Consider the following 16,992-nt stretch of genomic DNA (forward strand, 5'->3'; position numbering starts at 1 on the left):
CCCTTCGGTGTTGCCGGGCAGCGCTGATCGCGGACGTACACGCGACCGAAGAGCCAGGATACTGGACCTTTCGCTCAGGTCCCAATCCGGTGCTCCCGGCCGTCCCCCGCGGGGGCTCAGCCGTTGCCGCGGCCCTGCTCGTACGCCCGCAGCTGCTCCGCGCTGATCATGCCGGTGTCGAACAGGCTGGTCTCGTCGAGGGCGTGCGGCTGCTGCCGGCCGTAGTCCTGCTGGTGCTGCTGTACGGCGTCGGGGTCGTACCCGGCGGCCTGCTGGGCGTCGTAGCCCTGGTAGGCGTAGGGGTCGGCCTGCTGCTGGTAGCCGTAGGGGTCGGGCTGCTGGGCGTAGTCCTGCTGCGGGTAGCCGGCCGCGTAGGGATCGGGCTGCTGGTAGCCGTAGGCGGGCTGCGGCTGCTGGGCGTAGTCCTGCTGCCGGTCCTGCCGGCGGGGCTGCTCGGCCGGGGTGTCGGTCATGGCGGCGAGGTCGGCCAGGTAGTCGGCGTCGCTGGAGTGCTGGACGGTCGTGGGGTCGTCGGCGAGGGCGCCGAGCTCGTCGGAGGCGATCCGGCCGTGCAGGGTCTGCCGGCCGCGGCCGACGGCCTCCAGGGTCTTGGCGAGGACCGCCTCGAAGGCGCCGAGCTTGACGTCGACGTAGTCGTCGGCGTTGCGGCGCAGGGTCTCGGGGTCGTGGCTGCGCTCGGGAGCGTCCTCGTCCTCATAACCCTGCTCGTCGACGCCGGGTCCGGTGCCGAGGAGCTTCTCGCGGCCGCGGCCGACGGAGCCGAGGGTCTTGGTGAGGACGACCTCGAAGTTGGCGAGCTTGGAGTCGACGTAGTCGTCGGCCTCGGCGCGGACGTCCTCGGCCTCCTTGCGGGCCTCGGCCAGGATGCGGTCGGCCTCGGCCTGGGAGCGGCGGGCGACCTCGGTGTCGGAGATCAGGGAGCCGCGCTGGGCGTGGGCGTGCTCGATGATCCGCTCGGCCTCCTGGCGGGCCTGCTCGACCATCTGCTCGCGGCCGCCGATCAGCTCCTGCGCCTGCGCGAGGGAGCCGGGCAGCGCCTCGCGCAGCTCCTCCAGCGACGAGAGCAGTTCGGCGCGGTTGACCACGCACGAGGCCGACATGGGCATGGCCCGGGCGCCGGAGACCATCGCGACGATCTCGTCGAGCTTCTTCTGCACGTCCACCTGTGCTCGCCACTCTCTACAGCTGTGTTGGAGACGGACGGGACGACTGTACGGCCACGGGGTGTCCGCCCGACAGCGGGTGACGGCCCGTCAGTTCGTCATTCCTTGCCGAGGCGTCCGGTGAGGGCCTCCAGGACCTCCGGGGGCACCAGGTGGGAGACGTCGCCACCCCAGGTGGCGACCTCCTTGACCAGCGACGACGACAGGAAGCTGTAGGTCGGGTTGGTGGGCACGAAGAGGGTCTCCACGCCCGAGAGGCCGTTGTTCATCTGGGCCATCTGCAGCTCGTAGTCGAAGTCGCTGACGGCGCGCAGGCCCTTGACGATGGCGGGGATCTCGCGCTGCTTGCAGAAGTCGACGAGGAGGCCGTGGAAGGACTCGACGACGACGTTGCCGTACTCGGCGGTGACCCGGCGGATCAGGTCGATCCGCTCGTCGATCTCGAACAGGCCCTTCTTGGACTGGTTGATCATCACGGCGACGTAGACCTCGTCGTAGAGACGCGAGGCGCGGCCAATGATGTCGAGGTGTCCGTTGGTGATCGGGTCGAACGACCCGGGACAGACGGCGCGGCGCAACTGAGATCCCTCGCTCTCCGGTCCGGTCATCGTGCGTCTTCGCACGTAGAGGCGGCGCGACCGTACCAAAACGTTCCCTCGCCGTAGCGACGGGCCCGGATCGCGTCGAAACCGGCCGGCCAGCGGAATTCGCCGCCTCTGGTGCTGCGCTCCACCGTGACGAGCGCTCCCGCCGCGAGCCAGTCCTCCGTGCGGAGTGTGAGCAGGATCTCCCGAAGATCGTCGTCCGACACGGCGTACGGCGGATCGAGGAAGACCAGGTCGTACGGCTGTGCGGGCGGTTCCTGGATGATCTGCCGGGCCTTGCCCGCGCGGACCTCGGCGCCGGGCAGACCGAGGCTCTTCACGTTCTCCCGGACCGTGCGCACGGCCCGGGCGTCGGCCTCGACCAGCAGGGTGTGCCCGGCGCCGCGGGACAGCGCCTCCAGGCCGACGGCGCCCGAACCCGCGTACAGGTCGAGGACCCGCTCGCCGTCCAGCGGGCCGCCGAGCAGGGACTGCCAGGTGGAGAAGAGTCCCTCGCGCGCGCGGTCGGACGTCGGGCGGGTGCCGTTGCCCGGGGGGACGGACAGACGGCGTCCGCCGGCTGCGCCGGCGATCACGCGGGTCATCTCGGGTCCTCGTTCGTGGGTGTGGTTGCGGTGGGGCGCGCTGTCGTGCGGAAACTCACGGATCCAGTCTGGCAGGCGGCGGCGGCCGGCGACGGACGGGCCGTCGGCGCGAGGTGCGGGGCCCGGTGGCACGGGTTCGGTCCTGTGGCGTGGCTCCCGGCCCGGAGACCCAGGTCCCGGCCCGGCGGCAGAGGCCCGCCCCGGAGACCCAGGTCCCGGCCCGGCGGCACAGGCCCGACCCGGTGACACAGGTCCCTACCCGGCGGCACAGGCCCGACCCGGTGACACAGGTCCCGGCCCGGCGGCACGGTCCCGGCCCGGCGGCACAGATCCGGCCCAGCTACCCGGCGGCACGGATCCGGCCCGGCGGCACAGGCCCGACCCAGCGGCACAGGCCCGACCCGGTGACACAGGTCCCGGCCCGGCGGCACGGCCCCGGTGGGCATCGGCCGCGAGGTGTTCCTCGTGCCGGTCGACTGACCGCGGCGCGGCGCCGGCGTCACCCCTTGTCCAGGTACTGCTCCCGCTCCTCGTCGAGGAGGGCGGCCAGGGCCGTGGTCAGGCCGGGGAGGCGGGTGAGGTCCGGGTCGGCGGCGACCAGGGCGGCCGCCTCCTCGCGGGCCTCGGCGATGATCTGCTCGTCGTCGATGACGGTGAGCATCCGCAGGCTGGAGCGGGTGCCGGACTGGGCCTGGCCGAGGACGTCGCCCTCCCGGCGCTGTTCGAGGTCGATCCGGGAGAGCTCGAAGCCGTCGAGGGTGGCGGCGACGGAGTTCAGCCGCTGGCGGGCCGGGCTCGCCTCGGGCATCTCGGTGACCAGCAGGCACAGCCCCGGGGCCGAGCCACGCCCGACGCGGCCGCGGAGCTGGTGCAGCTGGGAGACGCCGAACCGGTCCGAGTCCATGATCACCATGGCGGTCGCGTTGGGCACGTTGACCCCGACCTCGATGACCGTGGTGGCGACCAGCACGTGGGTCTCGCCGGCCGCGAAGCGGCGCATCACCGCGTCCTTGTCGTCGGGGTGCATACGGCCGTGCAGCACCTCGACCGCGAGGCCCCGGAGCGGCCCCTCGGCGAGCTGGGCCGCCACGTCGAGGACGGCGAGGGGCGGGCGCTTCTCGGCGTCGTCCTCCGCGGACCTGCTCTTCTTCGCGGTCCCCGCCTCGTCGACGTCGTCCCCGATGCGGGGGCAGACGACGTAGGCCTGATGGCCGTTGTCCACCTCCTCGCGCACCCGCTCCCAGGCCCGGGACAGGAAGTGCGGCTTGTCGGCGGCGGGGACGACATGGCTGGCGATCGGCGAGCGCCCGGCCGGCAGCTGGTCGAGGACCGAGGTCTCCAGGTCGCCGAAGACGGTCATCGCGACCGTCCGCGGGATGGGCGTGGCCGTCATGACGAGCAGGTGCGGCGGCTGTTTGCCCTTCCCGCGCAGGGCGTCGCGCTGCTCCACGCCGAAGCGGTGCTGTTCGTCGACCACCACCAGCCCGAGGTCGTGGAACTGGACCTTGTCCTCGATCAGCGCGTGGGTGCCGATCACGAGGCCGGCCTCCCCGGTGACGAGGTCGAGCAGCGCCTGCCGCCGGCCGGCGGCCCCCATGGAACCGGTGAGCAGCACGACCTTGGTGGCCCGGTCGGCGCCGCCGAGCATCCCGCCCTCGGCCAGCTCCCCCATCATCTCGACGATCGACCGGTGGTGCTGCTGGGCGAGGACCTCGGTGGGCGCGAGCATCGCGGCCTGTCCGCCGGCGTCGACCACGGCGAGCATGGCGCGCAGCGCCACCATCGTCTTGCCGCTGCCGACCTCGCCCTGGAGCAGCCGGTGCATGGGGTGTTCCTCGGCGAGGTCGTCGAAGATCTCCTTGGACACCTTGAGCTGGCCCTCGGTGAGGGTGAAGGGCAGCCGGTCGTCGAAGGCGGTGAGGATGCCGTCCGGCCGGGGCCGGCGCGGGACCGCCGGCAGCTGGGCGTCGGCATGGCGGCGGCGGGCCAGGGCGACCTGGAGGACGAACGCCTCGTCCCACTTCAGGCGGTTCCTGGCGCCCTCGACGTCGGCCTTGGTGTGCGGGCGGTGGATCTTCAGCAGGGCCTCGGGGAGGGAGACGAGGCCGCGGCCCTCGCGCAGCGAGTCCGGCAGGGGGTCGAGGGCCTCCTGGGCGCTGGGCAGCACCGTCTGGATCGCCTTGCCGATCTTCCAGGACTCCAGTTTGGCGGTGGCGGGGTAGATCGGGATGAGCGCGCCGGCCCAGGTCTCGACCGGCTCCCCCTCTTCTCCCCGCAGCAACTCATAGGCCGGGTGGGCCAGTTGCAGGCGCCGGTTGAAGACGGAGACCTTGCCCGCGAACATCGCGCGGGTGCCCGGCAGGAGTTCCTTGTGGGGCTTGTGGACGCCGCTGCCGAAGAAGACGAGCTGGAGCCGGCCGCTGCCGTCGGTGATGGTCACTTCGAGGCGCTGGCCCTTGCCCCGGGGGGCCTTGGCGGAGGCGAACGAGTGCAGCCGGGCGTCGGCGACCTGGGCGACCACCGTGACGTGCTCGTCCATGGGGAGTTCGGCGAGGTGGGTGAGCTGGCCGCGCTCCTCGTATCTGCGCGGGTAGTGGTGCAGGAGGTCGCCGACGGAATGCAGGCCGAGATGCTCGGCCATCACCTTCGCGGTGGCGGGGCCGAGCACCTTCTTCAGTGGTTCTTCCAGCGCGGGCACGAGATCCATTGCACACCACGGCACTGACATTCCCGTATACGCCCTGGGAAACCCCTGGTCAGACGGCTGGTTCGGGCTCTAGGATGGCGCGCCTCCGGCCATCCCCGCGGTCACCACCTCACATGGGACCGCCCGACCCCGCGCCGACGCCCCTCCCCCCACCGGCGCTGCGACGATGGACTCCCAGACCTCACAGGCATCCCAGGCATCTTTGTCACCTCACTCCTTCCAGGTCGACCTGCGCGGTCTGGTGGACCTGCTCTCCCATCACCTCTATTCCAGCCCCAAGGTCTACCTGCGCGAACTGCTGCAGAACGCGGTCGACGCGATCACCGCCCGGCGGGCCGAGCAGCCCGACGCCCCGGCGCGGGTGCGGCTGCACGTCGAACGCGGTGCGGGCGGCGCGGGTGTCGCCCTGCGGGTCGAGGACACGGGCGTGGGGCTCACCGAGTCGGACGTGCACAGTCTGCTGGCCACCATCGGGCGCAGCTCCAAGCGCGCCGACGGCCTGCGGGAGGTCCGCTCCGACTTCCTCGGCCAGTTCGGCATCGGTCTGCTGGCCTGCTTCGTGGTGGCCGAGCGGATCCGGGTGGTCAGCCGCAGTGCCCGTACGCCCGACGCGCCGCCCGTCGAGTGGACGGCGACGGACGACGGTTCGTACACCGTGCGGACGCTGCCGGACGAGGCCCGCCCCGAGCCGGGCACCACCGTGCACCTGGTGGCGCGGGCCGGGGCCGCGGAGTGGCTGTCCGAGGGGCGCGTCCTCGCCCTGGCGCGGGACTTCGGGTCGCTGCTGCCCTACGACGTGCGGGTGGGTGAGGAGGCGGTCACCGACCTGCCGGCGCCCTGGGACCGGGCGTATCCCAGTCCCGCCACCCGCCGGGTGGCCCTGGCGCGGCACTGCCACGACCTGTTCGGCTTCACCCCGCTGGACTCCATCGACCTGGCGGTGCCGCTCGCCGGCGTCCGCGGCACGGCGTACGTCCTGCCGTCGGCGGTCAGTCCCGCGCAGCGCGCCGGCCATCGCGTCCACCTCAAGGGGATGCTGCTGACCGAGCGGGCCGAACAGCTGCTGCCCGACTGGGCGTTCTTCGTGCGCTGCGTCCTGGACACCGACAGTCTGCGGCCGACGGCCTCCCGCGAGTCGCTGTACGAGGACGAGACGCTGGCCGCCGTACGGGAGGCGCTGGGCGAGCGGATCCGGTCCTGGCTGACCGGCCTCGCCGCGGGGGATCCCGAGCGGCTGGCGGCGTTCCTGTCCGTGCACCATCTGGGCGTGAAGTCGCTCGCCCGGCACGATCCGGAGATGCTGCGCACGATGCTGCCGTGGCTGCCCTTCGAGACGACCGACGGGCGGCTGTCCCTGGAGGAGTTCGCGCAGCGGCACCCGGTGGTGCACTTCACCCGGACCGTCGAGGAGTACCGCCAGGTCGCGCCGATCGCGTCGGCGCAGGGCGTCGGCGTGGTCAACGGCGGCTACACCTACGACAGTGACCTGGTCGAGGCGCTGCCCTCGGTACGGCCGGGCACGGTCGTCGCCGAACTGGACGCCGACACCGTGACCGCCCATCTCGACGCGGTCGACCCGGCCGAGGAGCTGGCCCTGGCCGGTTTCCTGGCGGCCGCGCGGACCCGGCTGGACCCCCTGGGCTGCGACGTCGTGCTGCGCGCCTTCCATCCGCTCTCCGTGCCCGCGCTGCACCTGGACGACCGCACGGCCCGGCACGAACAGGCCCGCGCGGAGGCCGAGGAGCAGGCCGACGACCTGTGGGCGGGCATCCTCGGCTCGCTGCGCGGCAGCGCCCCGCGCGCGCGTCTGGTGCTCAACCACCTCAACCCGCTGATCCGGCGCATCAGTTCGCTGGGCGACCCGGAACTCATCGGCACCGCCACGGAGTCGCTGTACGGGCAGGCCCTGCTGATGGCGCAGCGCCCGCTGCGTCCGGCGGACTCCGCGCTGCTGAACCGGGCGTTCATCGGCCTCCTCGAATGGGCCACCCACCCCCAATCCGACTCCAGCGAGGACGACCGCCGATGAGCGCGATCACGGACTTCGACGCGCTGCGCCGGGCGATGGCGGAGAACGCCGAGCAGCCGGAGGGGCCGGCCCGCAACGCGCGCGCTGAGGTGCTGCTCGCCGAGGCCGAGAAGCTGAACATCCCGCTCGCGGTGATCGAGGCACTCGGGCACCAGCTGAAGGTCTACAACTACAGCTCCGAGAAGGACCGGATGTTCGTCCCCTTCGCGCGTCTGCTGCGGATGTGGGACGAGCGGCCCGAGGACTTCGACGAGTACGAGGTCCACTCGCTGCACTGGGTCTTCAAGTGGATGTCGTCCGGGATGCTGGACCAGCCGCACGTGCCGCTGGCCTCGGTCGAGAAGTGGCTCGGCGAGATGGAGCACCGCTACCGGCTCGCCGGGCACTCCGAACGGGCGGTGCGCAGAGCCGAGTTCAGCGTCGCCGCGCACGTCGGCGACCTGGGGCGGGCGGAGCGGGCGTACGACGCCTGGCTCGCCGCCGACCGGGACACCATGGCCGACTGCCACGCGTGCGAGCTGCACGGGCAGGGCTGGTGGCAGGCGCGACGCGGCCGGGACACGGAGGCGCTGGAGCTGTGGCGGCCGGTCCTGGAGGGCGAGTTCACCTGCGCGCACGAACCGCACACGGTCCTCGCCTCCTCGCTGGCGCCGCTGCTGCGGCTGGGCCGCACGGACGAGGCGCGCGCCAACCACCTGCGGGGCTTCCGCCTGGTACGGGCCATGGAGAGCATGCGCGGCGCCTACGCGGACCACGTCGAGTTCTGCGCGCTGACCGGCAACGAGGCGCGCGGGCTTGAGCTGCTCGCGGAGCGGCCCGCGTACTTCACCGACGACGGTCATCCGCGCAGCAAGCTGGAGTTCATGGCGGTGGTGGCCCTGCTCATGGACCGGCTGGCCGAGCTCGGCCACGGCGACCGGCAGGTGCCCGGTCCGGCCGGCCGGGCGTGGACCGCGCGGGAACTCGCCGCCCACGCGCGCGGGGAGGCGCTCGCTCTGGCCGCGCGCTTCGACGAGCGCAACGGCACGTCGTACGTCAGTGAGCGGGCACGCGCGCGTATGGCGCGGCGCCCGCTGGTGGAGCGGCTGCCGCTCGGGGTGCGGTCGGCGCGGGCGGCCGTCACGCCGACCGCGCCGCCGCCGGCCCGCACGCCCTCGGCCGGGGCGGCGCCGGAGGCGGCCGCCCTGCTCGCCGAGGCGCGGCGGCTGTCCGACACGCTGCGGCCCCACGCGGTGGAGGCGTGGGCGGCGGCCGCCGAGGCGGCGGAGGGCCTGGAACTGGAGGCACGCGACCGGGCGGAGATCGCCGACCACGAGGCCATGGGCCGGGGGCCCGAGGGCGTCGCGCTGTTCGAGCGGGCCGCCGAGCTGTACGCGGAGGCGGGCGACCCCGGCGAGTGCCTGGCGGCGCGTACGCGCGCGGCGTACGTACGCGCCCTGTCGGGCGAGGTGGAGGAGGCACTCGCGGCGGTCGCCGAGCCCTACGACGACGTCCTCGCGCTCTACGCCGGGGGCGGCACGGGCGTACGGCAGACGGCGGCCGTGCTGATGGGACGGGCGCGGATCCTGCTGCGGCGGGTGCACGCGGCCGAGGACGCGGCCACCCCGGCGGTCCTGGCCGACGCCGAGACGGCCGCGCGGGAGGTACTGGCACTGGTGGACGGCCACGTCGGGGACGACGTACGGCTCGCCGCGCGGGCCGCCGAGGCGCAGGCGATGCTGGCGGAACTGGCGGCGCGCACCGGTGACCTGGAACGGGCCACGGAACTGTTCGCGGCGGCGGCGGCCGCGTTCGTCGGGGCGGGACTGCCGTGGTTCGCGGTGGAGTACGAGGCCCGGCTGGCCGGACTCGCGCACCACCTGGGCGACATCGTGGAGGCCGAACGGGCCCTGCGCGCGGCCCTGGAGCACGGCGGTCCGCACCTGGAGGCGACCGGCCGCGCGCAGCTGAACCTGCAGCTCGCCGAGGTCGTCGGCGGCCGGGGACTGGCCGAGGAGGCCGCCGGACACGCCCTGGAGGCGGCGCACTGGGCCGACGAGGCCGGCGAGGGCCCCACCCTCGGCGCCTGGGCACGACAGCAGCTCGGCGGGTTCCTGCTGCTCCAGGAGCGGTGGGCCGAGGCCGCGGAGGTGCTGGAGTCGGCGCTGCCCGACCTGACCGCCGAGACGCACGGCGACGGCGCGGTCGTACAGACGCGGTGGTGGCTCGGCGACTGTCTCAGCGAGCTCGGCGAACACCGTGCGGCCGCCGAACACAGGCTCCAGGCCGCCGAGATCGCCCGGCACTGGCCCGAGCAGCACGACCACGCGACGCTGGCCCACCTCGCCGCCGAGTCCCTGGGCCACGCGGACCTGCCGGCCGAGGCGGACCGGGCCTACGCGCGCGCGGGCGAGCTGTGGCGCGCCCTGGGCAACGTCCACGGGCTGGTGCGGGCCCTGCGCGCCCGCGCGTGGCTCGCGCTGGGCACGGACGACGGCCCTGACGGAGCAAGGGAGTTGATGGCGGCCGCGGCCCAGGAGTGTGAGGCGGCGCTGCCCGGCGCGGAGGACGAGGAGGCGCGGCAGCGACTCGTCGCGGAACTCGGGCACACCCAGCGGCAGTTCGGCGACCTGCTCGCCCGGTCGGCCGCGGAGGACGCCGAGGACGACGCGATCCGCGCCGCGCTGGAGGAGGCCCTGGGCCGGATGACCGAGGCGATCGCCGTGTTCACCCGGCTCGGCGACGAGGGCCGCCACAGCCGGACCGGCGCCGAACTCGCGGCCGGCTGGCTGGCGGCCGACCTGAGCCGCCCCGCCGAGGCGGCCGCCCTCGCCCGCGCGGTCCTGGCGGCCTACCCCACCGCAGAGGACGACCCGTCCCGCTCCCGCCGCACGGAGGCACGGCAACTCCTCGACGCGGTCGAGGAGGAGACGACGACCCTCTGATGTCCTGCGCCTGAGTTCCGTCGGTGGAACTGTCCCGTCTCAGCGATCGGGTTCCCGCCGCCTCCCGGCCGCGTCGACCGTCCGCGGCTCGGCCGGCACTGCCAAGGACCTTCCGGCGCAGGACACCAGGCCGGCCCGGCAGGGGCCGGCCCGGAGCCGGCCGCACGGACGCCCCCGGGGGAACCGCGACGGCGGCGGCACCGGCCGACAGCCGCGTCGCCGGCCGTGCCCGCTACCGGCCGCTCACCCACCGCGCCGTGAGCCACCCGCCCGACCAGCCACCTCACCCGCCGCGCCCGGAACCACCCGCCCGACAGGGCGACCGGAACAACCGGACACAGCGCAAGCCTGCTCCCCCCGGACCGGACCGGGCCCGGCCGCCCCGGAGGCCGACCCCGGGTCCCCATCCCTCAGCCGCGCTCGCCGACAGCCGCCCCGACCTTCCCGGCGGTGGGGCACCCCAGGCGACACGGGCCTGAGTCCGACCACCCGGCAGGTCACAGGAGGGCGCCCCAGCCGGCCGCAGCGAGTCGGCGCGACCCGCCACCCCCAGGACACCGCGGCCCGCCACGAGACGGCGCCCTCCATCCCGGAAGTCACCGGACAGGCAGCGCCCGGCCGGAGCCGCACCGCCGACCGCACCGCACCTCCCGCTACTCCACCCCGATAAGGAGCACCGCTCCCTGTCTGCCGCCCCGGTACACCACCGTGTCGACGGCCAGGTACGCCTCGCGGACGCGGGTCTCCAGGTGGGCTGCGACGGGTTCGGGGGCCTCGTCGCCGAGGACGAGGGTGACCAGTTCGCCGCCGGCCGAGAGCATCCGGTCGAGGACGATCTCGGCGGTGACGGTGATGTCCGAACCGATGACGGCGACGTCACCGTCGATGAGGCCGAGCACGTCGCCGGCCTGGCAGATGCCGGCCATGGTCCACGACTGGCGTTCCGCGACGACGACCTCGGCGTGGCGGGTGGCGCCCGCGGCGGAGGTCATGGCCACGACGTCCTCGTCGAAGCGGCGCCCCGGCTCGTGCACGGCGAGCGCCGCGATGCCCTGGACCGCGGAACGGGTCGGGATCAGCGCCACCCGGATGCCGTCCGCGCGGGCCTGCTCGGCCGCCGCCGCCGCGGTGTGGCGCAGTTCCGCGTCGTTGGGCAGCAGTACCACCTCGCGCGCGTGGGCCCGCCGTACGGCCTCCACCAGTTCACCGCTCGCGGGCGGCTCCCCGGGCCGCGCGAGCACCGTGGTCGCGCCGGCCTCCGTGTACAGCCCGGCCAGTCCTTCGCCGGGCACGACCGCCACCACGGCCCGCTGGGTCCGCTCCCGGGGCGGCCGCTCGGCGCCGGTGGTGTGGACGTCGCCGGCACCGAAGTGCGTGATCCGGATGCGGTACGGCCGCCCGGCCTCGACGCCCGCCTCCACGGCGGCGCCCGCGTCGTCCACGTGGACGTGCACGTTCCACAGCCCGTCGCCGCCGACCACGACGAGGGAGTCCCCGAGGGCGTCCAGCCGGGCCCGCAGCCGGGCGACGGCCGGGTCGTCGGCCTCCAGGAGGTAGATGACCTCGAAGGCGGGGCCGCCCTTGTCCGGGGTGCCGGCGGGGACACCGGGGTCGTGTCCGTCGGCGGGGTCGCCGGCCCCGCCCGGGTCCGTGTTTTCGCGCACGTGCCCGCGGGCGACGGCTCGGGGGGCTTCCCCGGTCAGCGCCTCCACCAGCGCGGCCAGGACCGCCACCAGCCCCCGGCCGCCCGCGTCGACCACTCCGGCCCGCCGCAACACGGTGAGCTGGTCCGGGGTGGCGGCCAGCGCCGTACGGGCGCCCTCGTAGGCGGCGCGGGCGACCGTGCCGCAGTCGCCCGCGGCGCCCCCGGCCGCCTCGCCGGCCGCGTCGGCGGCGGCGGAGGCCACCGTGAGAACCGTGCCCTCGACGGGGTGGGCCACGGCCTGGCGGGCGGAGTCGGCCGCGTGCCGCAGGGCGAGCCGCAGGCCCTCCGCGTCGGTGTGAGTCGCCTCACCGCCGGCGCCGAGGATCCGCGCCATGCCGCGCAGCAGCTGCGCGAGGATCGTGCCGGAGTTGCCGCGCGCCCCGATGAGCGCCCCGTGGGCCATCGCCCCGACGGCGTCGGACAGCGAGGGCTCACCGCCCGCCGCCGTTCCCGCGGAGCCCATCTCGTGCCCCGCGAACACCGCTTCCACGGCGGTGACGGCGGACTCCACGGTCAGATACAGGTTGGTGCCGGTGTCGCCGTCCGCCACGGGGTAGACGTTGATCGCGTCGATCTCCTCGCGGGCCCGCCCGAGCGCTTCGAGCGCGAGACCGCACCAGGTGCGCACCGCGAGAGCATCGAAGAATGTCTGCGGCACCTGCGCCACCTGCGCCTCCTGAGCTGCTGGACGTGGGAGGCAGCGTAGACCCCGGAGCGGTGTCCACCGGAAGAGGGCGTGGGGCCGCCCCCTGAGGAGCCGTGGTAGTTTCGTTGTGCTGGCGCAGTCGTTGTATGCTGCTCCGGTTGCCCGATGCAGATCGGGCTCTCCCCCGGCACCGCCCACTCAGATCCTCGATCCGATTCCGGCATGCCGGAATCAACCGTAAGTGCATCTGAAGTCTTTGGAGTGACCGGTGGCTGCCAACTGCGACGTCTGCGGCAAGGGGCCGGGCTTCGGCAACAACATCTCGCACTCGCACCGTCGTACGCCTCGTCGCTGGAACCCGAACATCCAGCGTGTGCGTACCGTGGTCGGTGGGACGCCGAAGCGCGTGAACGCCTGCACCTCGTGCATCAAGGCCGGCAAGGTCTCGCGCTGACGCATTTTCCCCTGTCCCCGGCTCACGCCGGGGTGGGGGAACCTCCATCACGCGCGGCCACTGCTGGTTCGCCGCACAGAGCCGGTCCACCTGGTGTGGACCGGCTTTCTGCTGTGCCCGGAGCCGGGTGAACGGGCTGTGGGGCCCGTCGCCGTGACGGGCCACGGCCGGGGCGGGCAGCACGGCCCTCACCGCGCGGGTGTCCTCCGGCCGAGGGCCCAGCCGTGGTCCACCGGACCGATGCCCCCGCCGAGTGGGAACCCGGCCGTGATCGCTCCCGTGACGTACTCCTTGGCCGCCGTGACCGCCTCCGGGACGGTCCGCCCCCGGGCGAGGTGGGAGGCGATCGCCGAGGCCAGGGTGCAGCCCGTGCCGTGGGTGTGCCGGTTGTCGTGGCGGGGCGCCCGCAGCCAGTGCTCGGCCGAGCCGTCGGTGAGGAGATCGACGGCGTCTCCGGCCAGATGGCCGCCCTTGACCAGCACCCACCGCGGCCCGAACGCCAGCACGGCCGCCGCCGCCCGGGGCAGGTCCTCCTCCGACGTCACGTGCACGCCGGTGAGCTGGGCCACCTCGTCGAGGTTCGGGGTCGCCACGGTCGCCACGGGCAGCAGCCGCCTCCGTACGGAGTCCAGGGCGGAGTCCGCCAGCAGCGGGTCGCCGTGCTTGGAGGCGCCGACCGGGTCGACCACCGTGGGCACGTCAGTGGCGCCGATCAACTCGGCCACCGCCTCGACCAGTTCGGCCGACACGAGCATCCCGGTCTTGACCGCCTGGACGCCGATGTCGTCCGCGACACTGCGGTACTGAGCCCGTACCGCCGCCACCGGAAGCTCCCACGCCCCCTGCACGCCCAGCGAGTTCTGGGCCGTGACGGTGGTGATCACGCTCATGCCGTGCACGCCGAGCGCCAGCATCGTCTTCAGGTCGGCCTGGACGCCGGCGCCGCCGCCGGAGTCGGAGCCGGCGACCGTCAGGACCCTCGGCGGAGCACCGGCCGCGCTCACGGCTCGATGTCCCCGAAGTGGTCCCAGCCGCCCTTCGTGGTCCACGGCGCCCCGTCGACGGTGACCTGGGGCAGCGCCGAGGGGTTGAGCACCTCGCCGATCACCTTCCAGCGGGCCGGCAGCTTCACGTCCGGCGGGAAGGTGGCGACGATCGCGTGGTCCTCTCCCCCGGTCAGCACCCACTGCATGGGGTCGACACCGACGGCCTGCCCGATGTCGTTCATCTGGGACGGGATGTCGATCGCGCCCGAGCGGATGTCGATGCGGACCTTGCTGGCCTCCGCGATGTGCCCGAGGTCGGCGATCAGACCGTCGCTCACGTCGCACATCGAGGTCGCGCCGAGCCCGGCGGCGGCCGGTCCCGCGTGGTACGGCGGCTCGGGGCGCCGGTGCGCCTCCACGAAGGCGCGCGGCGAGCGGAAGCCGCGGGAGAGCACCGCGAACCCGGCCGCGGACCAGCCCAGCCAGCCGGTGACGGCGACGAGGTCGCCGGGCCGGGCGCCCCCCCGGGTCACGGGCTCGTGGTTGCGCAGGTCACCCAGCGCGGTGATCGACAGCATGATGGTGTCGCCGCGCACGACGTCGCCGCCGACCACGGACGCGCCCGCGACCTGGCACTCGTCGCGCAGGCCGTCCATCATCTCGGTAGGCCAGGTCACCGGGAGTTCGGCGGGCACGACCAGACCCAGCAGCAGGGCGGTCGGTACGGCGCCCATGGCGGCGATGTCCGCGAGGTTCTGTGCGGCCGCCTTGCGCCCCACGTCGTACGCCGTGGACCAGTCGCGCCGGAAGTGCCGGCCCTCCAGCAGGATGTCGGTGCTGGCCACGACCCTGCGGTCGGGCGCGGCGACCACCGCGGCGTCGTCGCCGGGACCGACCCGGACCGCCGGGGTGGTGGTGAGGCGGGAGGTGAGCTCCCGGATGAGCCCGAACTCGCCGAGTTCACCGACCGTGCCCTTCATCGCTTCGATGCCCCTTCTGTCCCTGTCCGTGCCCGCTCGCGCTGCATCTCTGTCCTCGCTACGGTCGAGGTGACCGTCAACTTCCGTCGCGCCCGTACCCCGGCGCGGGGGCCGCGCTCGCCGCGGGTCTCCCCGTGACGAGCGGCGACGCGATACCGTGGCGTTCCTTTTCCCCACATGATCCTCGTGGCCGCCCTGGAGGTTCCGTGGTACAGGCGTACATCCTGATCCAGACGGAGGTCGGCAAGGCGTCGACCGTCGCCGAAGAGATCAGCAAGATCCCTGGAGTCATCCAGGCCGAGGACGTCACCGGACCGTACGACGTGATCGTGCGCGCCCAGGCCGACACCGTCGACGATCTCGGCCGCATGGTGGTCGCGAAGGTCCAGCAAGTGGACGGCATCACGCGCACCCTGACCTGTCCGGTGGTGCATCTGTAGCCCCCGTCTACCCTTGGCCGGTGCACTTCTCTCGCCTCCGGCCGATCGGTCCGCCCGCACTCGCCCTGTTGATCGCCGCTGTCGGCTGCTCCCCGGCAGACGACAGCGGCTCGGCGGCGGTTCCCAGCCCGGACGCGAAAGTCGCGAAACTGTGCGGGAACCTGCACGAGGCACTGCCGGCGAAGGTGAACGGTGAGAGCCGCGAGGACCCCGAGCCCGCCTCCGCGCTGACCGCGGGCTGGGGAAGTGCCGCGATCATACTGCGCTGCGGTGTCGTCCAGCCGCCGAAGATGATCGATCCGAAGGTCGCCACGGGAAGCGACCCGGACGCGATGGCGGGCGGGGTCGACGGCGTCGACTGGCTGATGGAGAAGCAGGACGACGGTGCGTACCGGTTCACGACGGCCAACCGCAGCGCGTATGTCGAGGTCACGGTGGCCGGGGGGCAGGACACGTCCGGTGTGCTCGTCGACCTGGCCCCGGCCGTGAAGAAGGCGATCCCCGCGGGGATCGCCGACTGAGGTGGAGCCACGCGGCGCGCGTCCGGGGCGGGTGCCCGGGGTGTACGTCGGTCAGCGCAGGCCCGTCGAGCGGCGCAGGGCCGCCTGGATCAGCCTGTCCACCAGCTCCGCGTAGCCGATCCCGCTCGCCTGCCACATCGCCGGGTACATCGAGATGGGGGTGAAGCCGGGCATCGTGTTGATCTCGTTGATCACGAACTCCCCGTCCCCGGTGAGGAAGAAGTCCGCGCGCACCAGCCCCTCGCAGGAGGCCGCCTCGAACGCCTCGACCGCGAGACGCTGCACCTCGGCCGTCTCCTCCGGCGAGAGCGGGGCCGGCACGATGCCGGGCGTGGAGTCGATGTACTTCGCCTCGAAGTCGTAGTAGGCGTGCGCGTCCGGCGGCGGGATCTCGGCTGGCACGGAGGCACGCGGGCCGTCCTCGAACTCCAGCACCCCGCACTCGATCTCGCGGCCGGTGACCGCGGCCTCCACGAGGATCTTCGGGTCGTGCCGCTGCGCCTCGGCGATCGCCTCGTCGAGCCCGGAGAGGTCGTCGATCTTGGTGATGCCGATCGAGGAGCCGGCGCGTGCGGGCTTCACGAACAGCGGCCAGCCGTGCTCGCCGGCGAAGTCGACGATCTTCTTGCGGGCGGCGGACCGGTCACGCTCCCACTCGCGGGGCCGGATCACCACGTACGGGCCGACCTTGAGCCCGAAGGAGGTGAACACCCGCTTCATGTACTCCTTGTCCTGGCCGACGGCCGAGGCGAGCACTCCCGCGCCGACGTAGGGGACACCGGAGAGCTCCAGAAGACCCTGCAGGGTGCCGTCCTCGCCGTAGGGGCCGTGCAGGACCGGGAAGACGACGTCGACCTCGCCGAGCGCCTTGGGCACCGATCCGGGCTCGCTGTAGACGACTTCACGGTTCTCGGGGTCCACGGGGAGCACCACGCCGCCCTCGCCGGACTCGGCGAGCTCCCGGACCCCGGGTGTACGGCGGTCGGTGATCGCCATGCGCTCGGGAGCGTCGGCGGTGAGCACCCAGCGGCCCTCCTGGGTGATGCCGATCGGCAGGACCTCGTACCTGGACCGGTCGATGGCCTTGAGGACGGCGCCGGCGGTGACCGTGGAGATCCCGTGTTCGGAACTGCGTCCGCCGAACACGAGGGCCACGCGCGGCTTGCGAGGCGACGGCTCAGGGCTCTGGGAGAGGTTCTCGGTGCTCATATCGGCTTGAGAGTACCC

General features: G+C 73.6%; 13 protein-coding genes. 5 read left to right on the forward strand and 8 right to left on the reverse strand.

The features are described from left to right. Positions 1 to 116: 116 nt before the first annotated feature. The 4 genes from AC07AZ_RS22380 to recG form a co-directional block, all read right to left on the reverse strand. On the reverse strand, positions 117 to 1,184 hold the full coding sequence (locus AC07AZ_RS22380; RefSeq protein ID WP_478850382.1) for an ATP synthase F0 subunit B: 1,068 nt from the start codon (positions 1,182 to 1,184) through the stop codon (positions 117 to 119). A gap of 98 nt (positions 1,185 to 1,282) precedes the next feature. Beyond that, positions 1,283 to 1,762 carry a pantetheine-phosphate adenylyltransferase gene (gene coaD / locus AC07AZ_RS22385; protein WP_478850656.1) on the reverse strand — a complete coding sequence of 160 codons (480 nt, stop codon included), beginning with the start codon at positions 1,760 to 1,762 and terminating at the stop codon, positions 1,283 to 1,285. Between the two features lie 26 nt (positions 1,763 to 1,788). Continuing rightward, positions 1,789 to 2,373, reverse strand: a complete 585-nt coding sequence (gene rsmD / locus AC07AZ_RS22390) for a 16S rRNA (guanine(966)-N(2))-methyltransferase RsmD (RefSeq protein WP_478850384.1) — start codon at positions 2,371 to 2,373, stop codon at positions 1,789 to 1,791. Between the two features lie 499 nt (positions 2,374 to 2,872). Continuing rightward, positions 2,873 to 5,080 carry an ATP-dependent DNA helicase RecG gene (recG, locus tag AC07AZ_RS22395; RefSeq protein ID WP_478850386.1) on the reverse strand — a complete coding sequence of 736 codons (2,208 nt, stop codon included), beginning with the start codon at positions 5,078 to 5,080 and terminating at the stop codon, positions 2,873 to 2,875. A gap of 166 nt (positions 5,081 to 5,246) precedes the next feature. Here recG and AC07AZ_RS22400 point away from each other — a divergent pair, with 166 nt between their 5' ends. Beyond that, entirely contained in the window at positions 5,247 to 7,109 is a 1,863-nt protein-coding gene (locus tag AC07AZ_RS22400) for an HSP90 family protein (protein ID WP_478850388.1), read from the forward strand. Next, a complete protein-coding gene (locus tag AC07AZ_RS22405; RefSeq protein ID WP_478850390.1) occupies positions 7,106 to 10,033 on the forward strand; it encodes a tetratricopeptide repeat protein in 2,928 nt (975 codons plus the stop codon). Before AC07AZ_RS22400 ends, AC07AZ_RS22405 begins: the two co-directional genes overlap by 4 nt. A gap of 653 nt (positions 10,034 to 10,686) precedes the next feature. On the opposite strand, the gene AC07AZ_RS22410 is transcribed toward AC07AZ_RS22405, so the two are convergent. Then, positions 10,687 to 12,405 carry a DAK2 domain-containing protein gene (locus AC07AZ_RS22410; protein ID WP_478850392.1) on the reverse strand — a complete coding sequence of 573 codons (1,719 nt, stop codon included), beginning with the start codon at positions 12,403 to 12,405 and terminating at the stop codon, positions 10,687 to 10,689. Between the two features lie 247 nt (positions 12,406 to 12,652). Between AC07AZ_RS22410 and rpmB the strand changes: the two genes are divergently transcribed. After that, positions 12,653 to 12,838: a 50S ribosomal protein L28 gene (gene rpmB / locus AC07AZ_RS22415; protein ID WP_004924906.1), complete on the forward strand. Its 186-nt coding sequence runs from the start codon at positions 12,653 to 12,655 to the stop codon at positions 12,836 to 12,838. A gap of 188 nt (positions 12,839 to 13,026) precedes the next feature. Here rpmB and thiD read toward each other — a convergent pair whose 3' ends face one another. Further along, a complete protein-coding gene (thiD, locus tag AC07AZ_RS22420) occupies positions 13,027 to 13,842 on the reverse strand; it encodes a bifunctional hydroxymethylpyrimidine kinase/phosphomethylpyrimidine kinase (protein WP_478850394.1) in 816 nt (271 codons plus the stop codon). After that, a complete protein-coding gene (locus AC07AZ_RS22425) occupies positions 13,839 to 14,804 on the reverse strand; it encodes a thiamine-phosphate kinase (RefSeq protein ID WP_478850396.1) in 966 nt (321 codons plus the stop codon). Before AC07AZ_RS22425 ends, thiD begins: the two co-directional genes overlap by 4 nt. Positions 14,805 to 15,010: 206 nt before the next feature. Here AC07AZ_RS22425 and AC07AZ_RS22430 point away from each other — a divergent pair, with 206 nt between their 5' ends. Beyond that, positions 15,011 to 15,244 (forward strand): Lrp/AsnC family transcriptional regulator, encoded by a 234-nt coding sequence (locus AC07AZ_RS22430; RefSeq protein WP_478850398.1) that lies wholly within the window; start codon positions 15,011 to 15,013, stop codon positions 15,242 to 15,244. 20 nt (positions 15,245 to 15,264) lie between these two features. Beyond that, a complete protein-coding gene (locus AC07AZ_RS22435) occupies positions 15,265 to 15,765 on the forward strand; it encodes a DUF3515 domain-containing protein (protein ID WP_478850400.1) in 501 nt (166 codons plus the stop codon). 51 nt (positions 15,766 to 15,816) lie between these two features. On the opposite strand, the gene AC07AZ_RS22440 is transcribed toward AC07AZ_RS22435, so the two are convergent. After that, on the reverse strand, positions 15,817 to 16,974 hold the full coding sequence (locus AC07AZ_RS22440) for a D-alanine--D-alanine ligase family protein (RefSeq protein ID WP_478850402.1): 1,158 nt from the start codon (positions 16,972 to 16,974) through the stop codon (positions 15,817 to 15,819). Positions 16,975 to 16,992 lie beyond the last annotated feature (18 nt).

The sequence above is a fragment of the Streptomyces sp. NPDC043878 genome, assembly GCF_056435735.1.

What these genes read in the sequence shown, in the direction of transcription:
- AC07AZ_RS22425 (WP_478850396.1), bottom strand. Translation starts at nt 14,804, where the DNA reads ATGAAGGGCACGGTCGGTGAACTCGGCGAGTTCGGGCTCATCCGGGAG.
- AC07AZ_RS22400 (WP_478850388.1), top strand. Translation starts at nt 5,247, where the DNA reads ATGGACTCCCAGACCTCACAGGCATCCCAGGCATCTTTGTCACCTCAC.
- AC07AZ_RS22405 (WP_478850390.1), top strand. Translation starts at nt 7,106, where the DNA reads ATGAGCGCGATCACGGACTTCGACGCGCTGCGCCGGGCGATGGCGGAG.
- recG (WP_478850386.1), bottom strand. Translation starts at nt 5,080, where the DNA reads ATGGATCTCGTGCCCGCGCTGGAAGAACCACTGAAGAAGGTGCTCGGC.
- rsmD (WP_478850384.1), bottom strand. Translation starts at nt 2,373, where the DNA reads ATGACCCGCGTGATCGCCGGCGCAGCCGGCGGACGCCGTCTGTCCGTC.
- AC07AZ_RS22440 (WP_478850402.1), bottom strand. Translation starts at nt 16,974, where the DNA reads ATGAGCACCGAGAACCTCTCCCAGAGCCCTGAGCCGTCGCCTCGCAAG.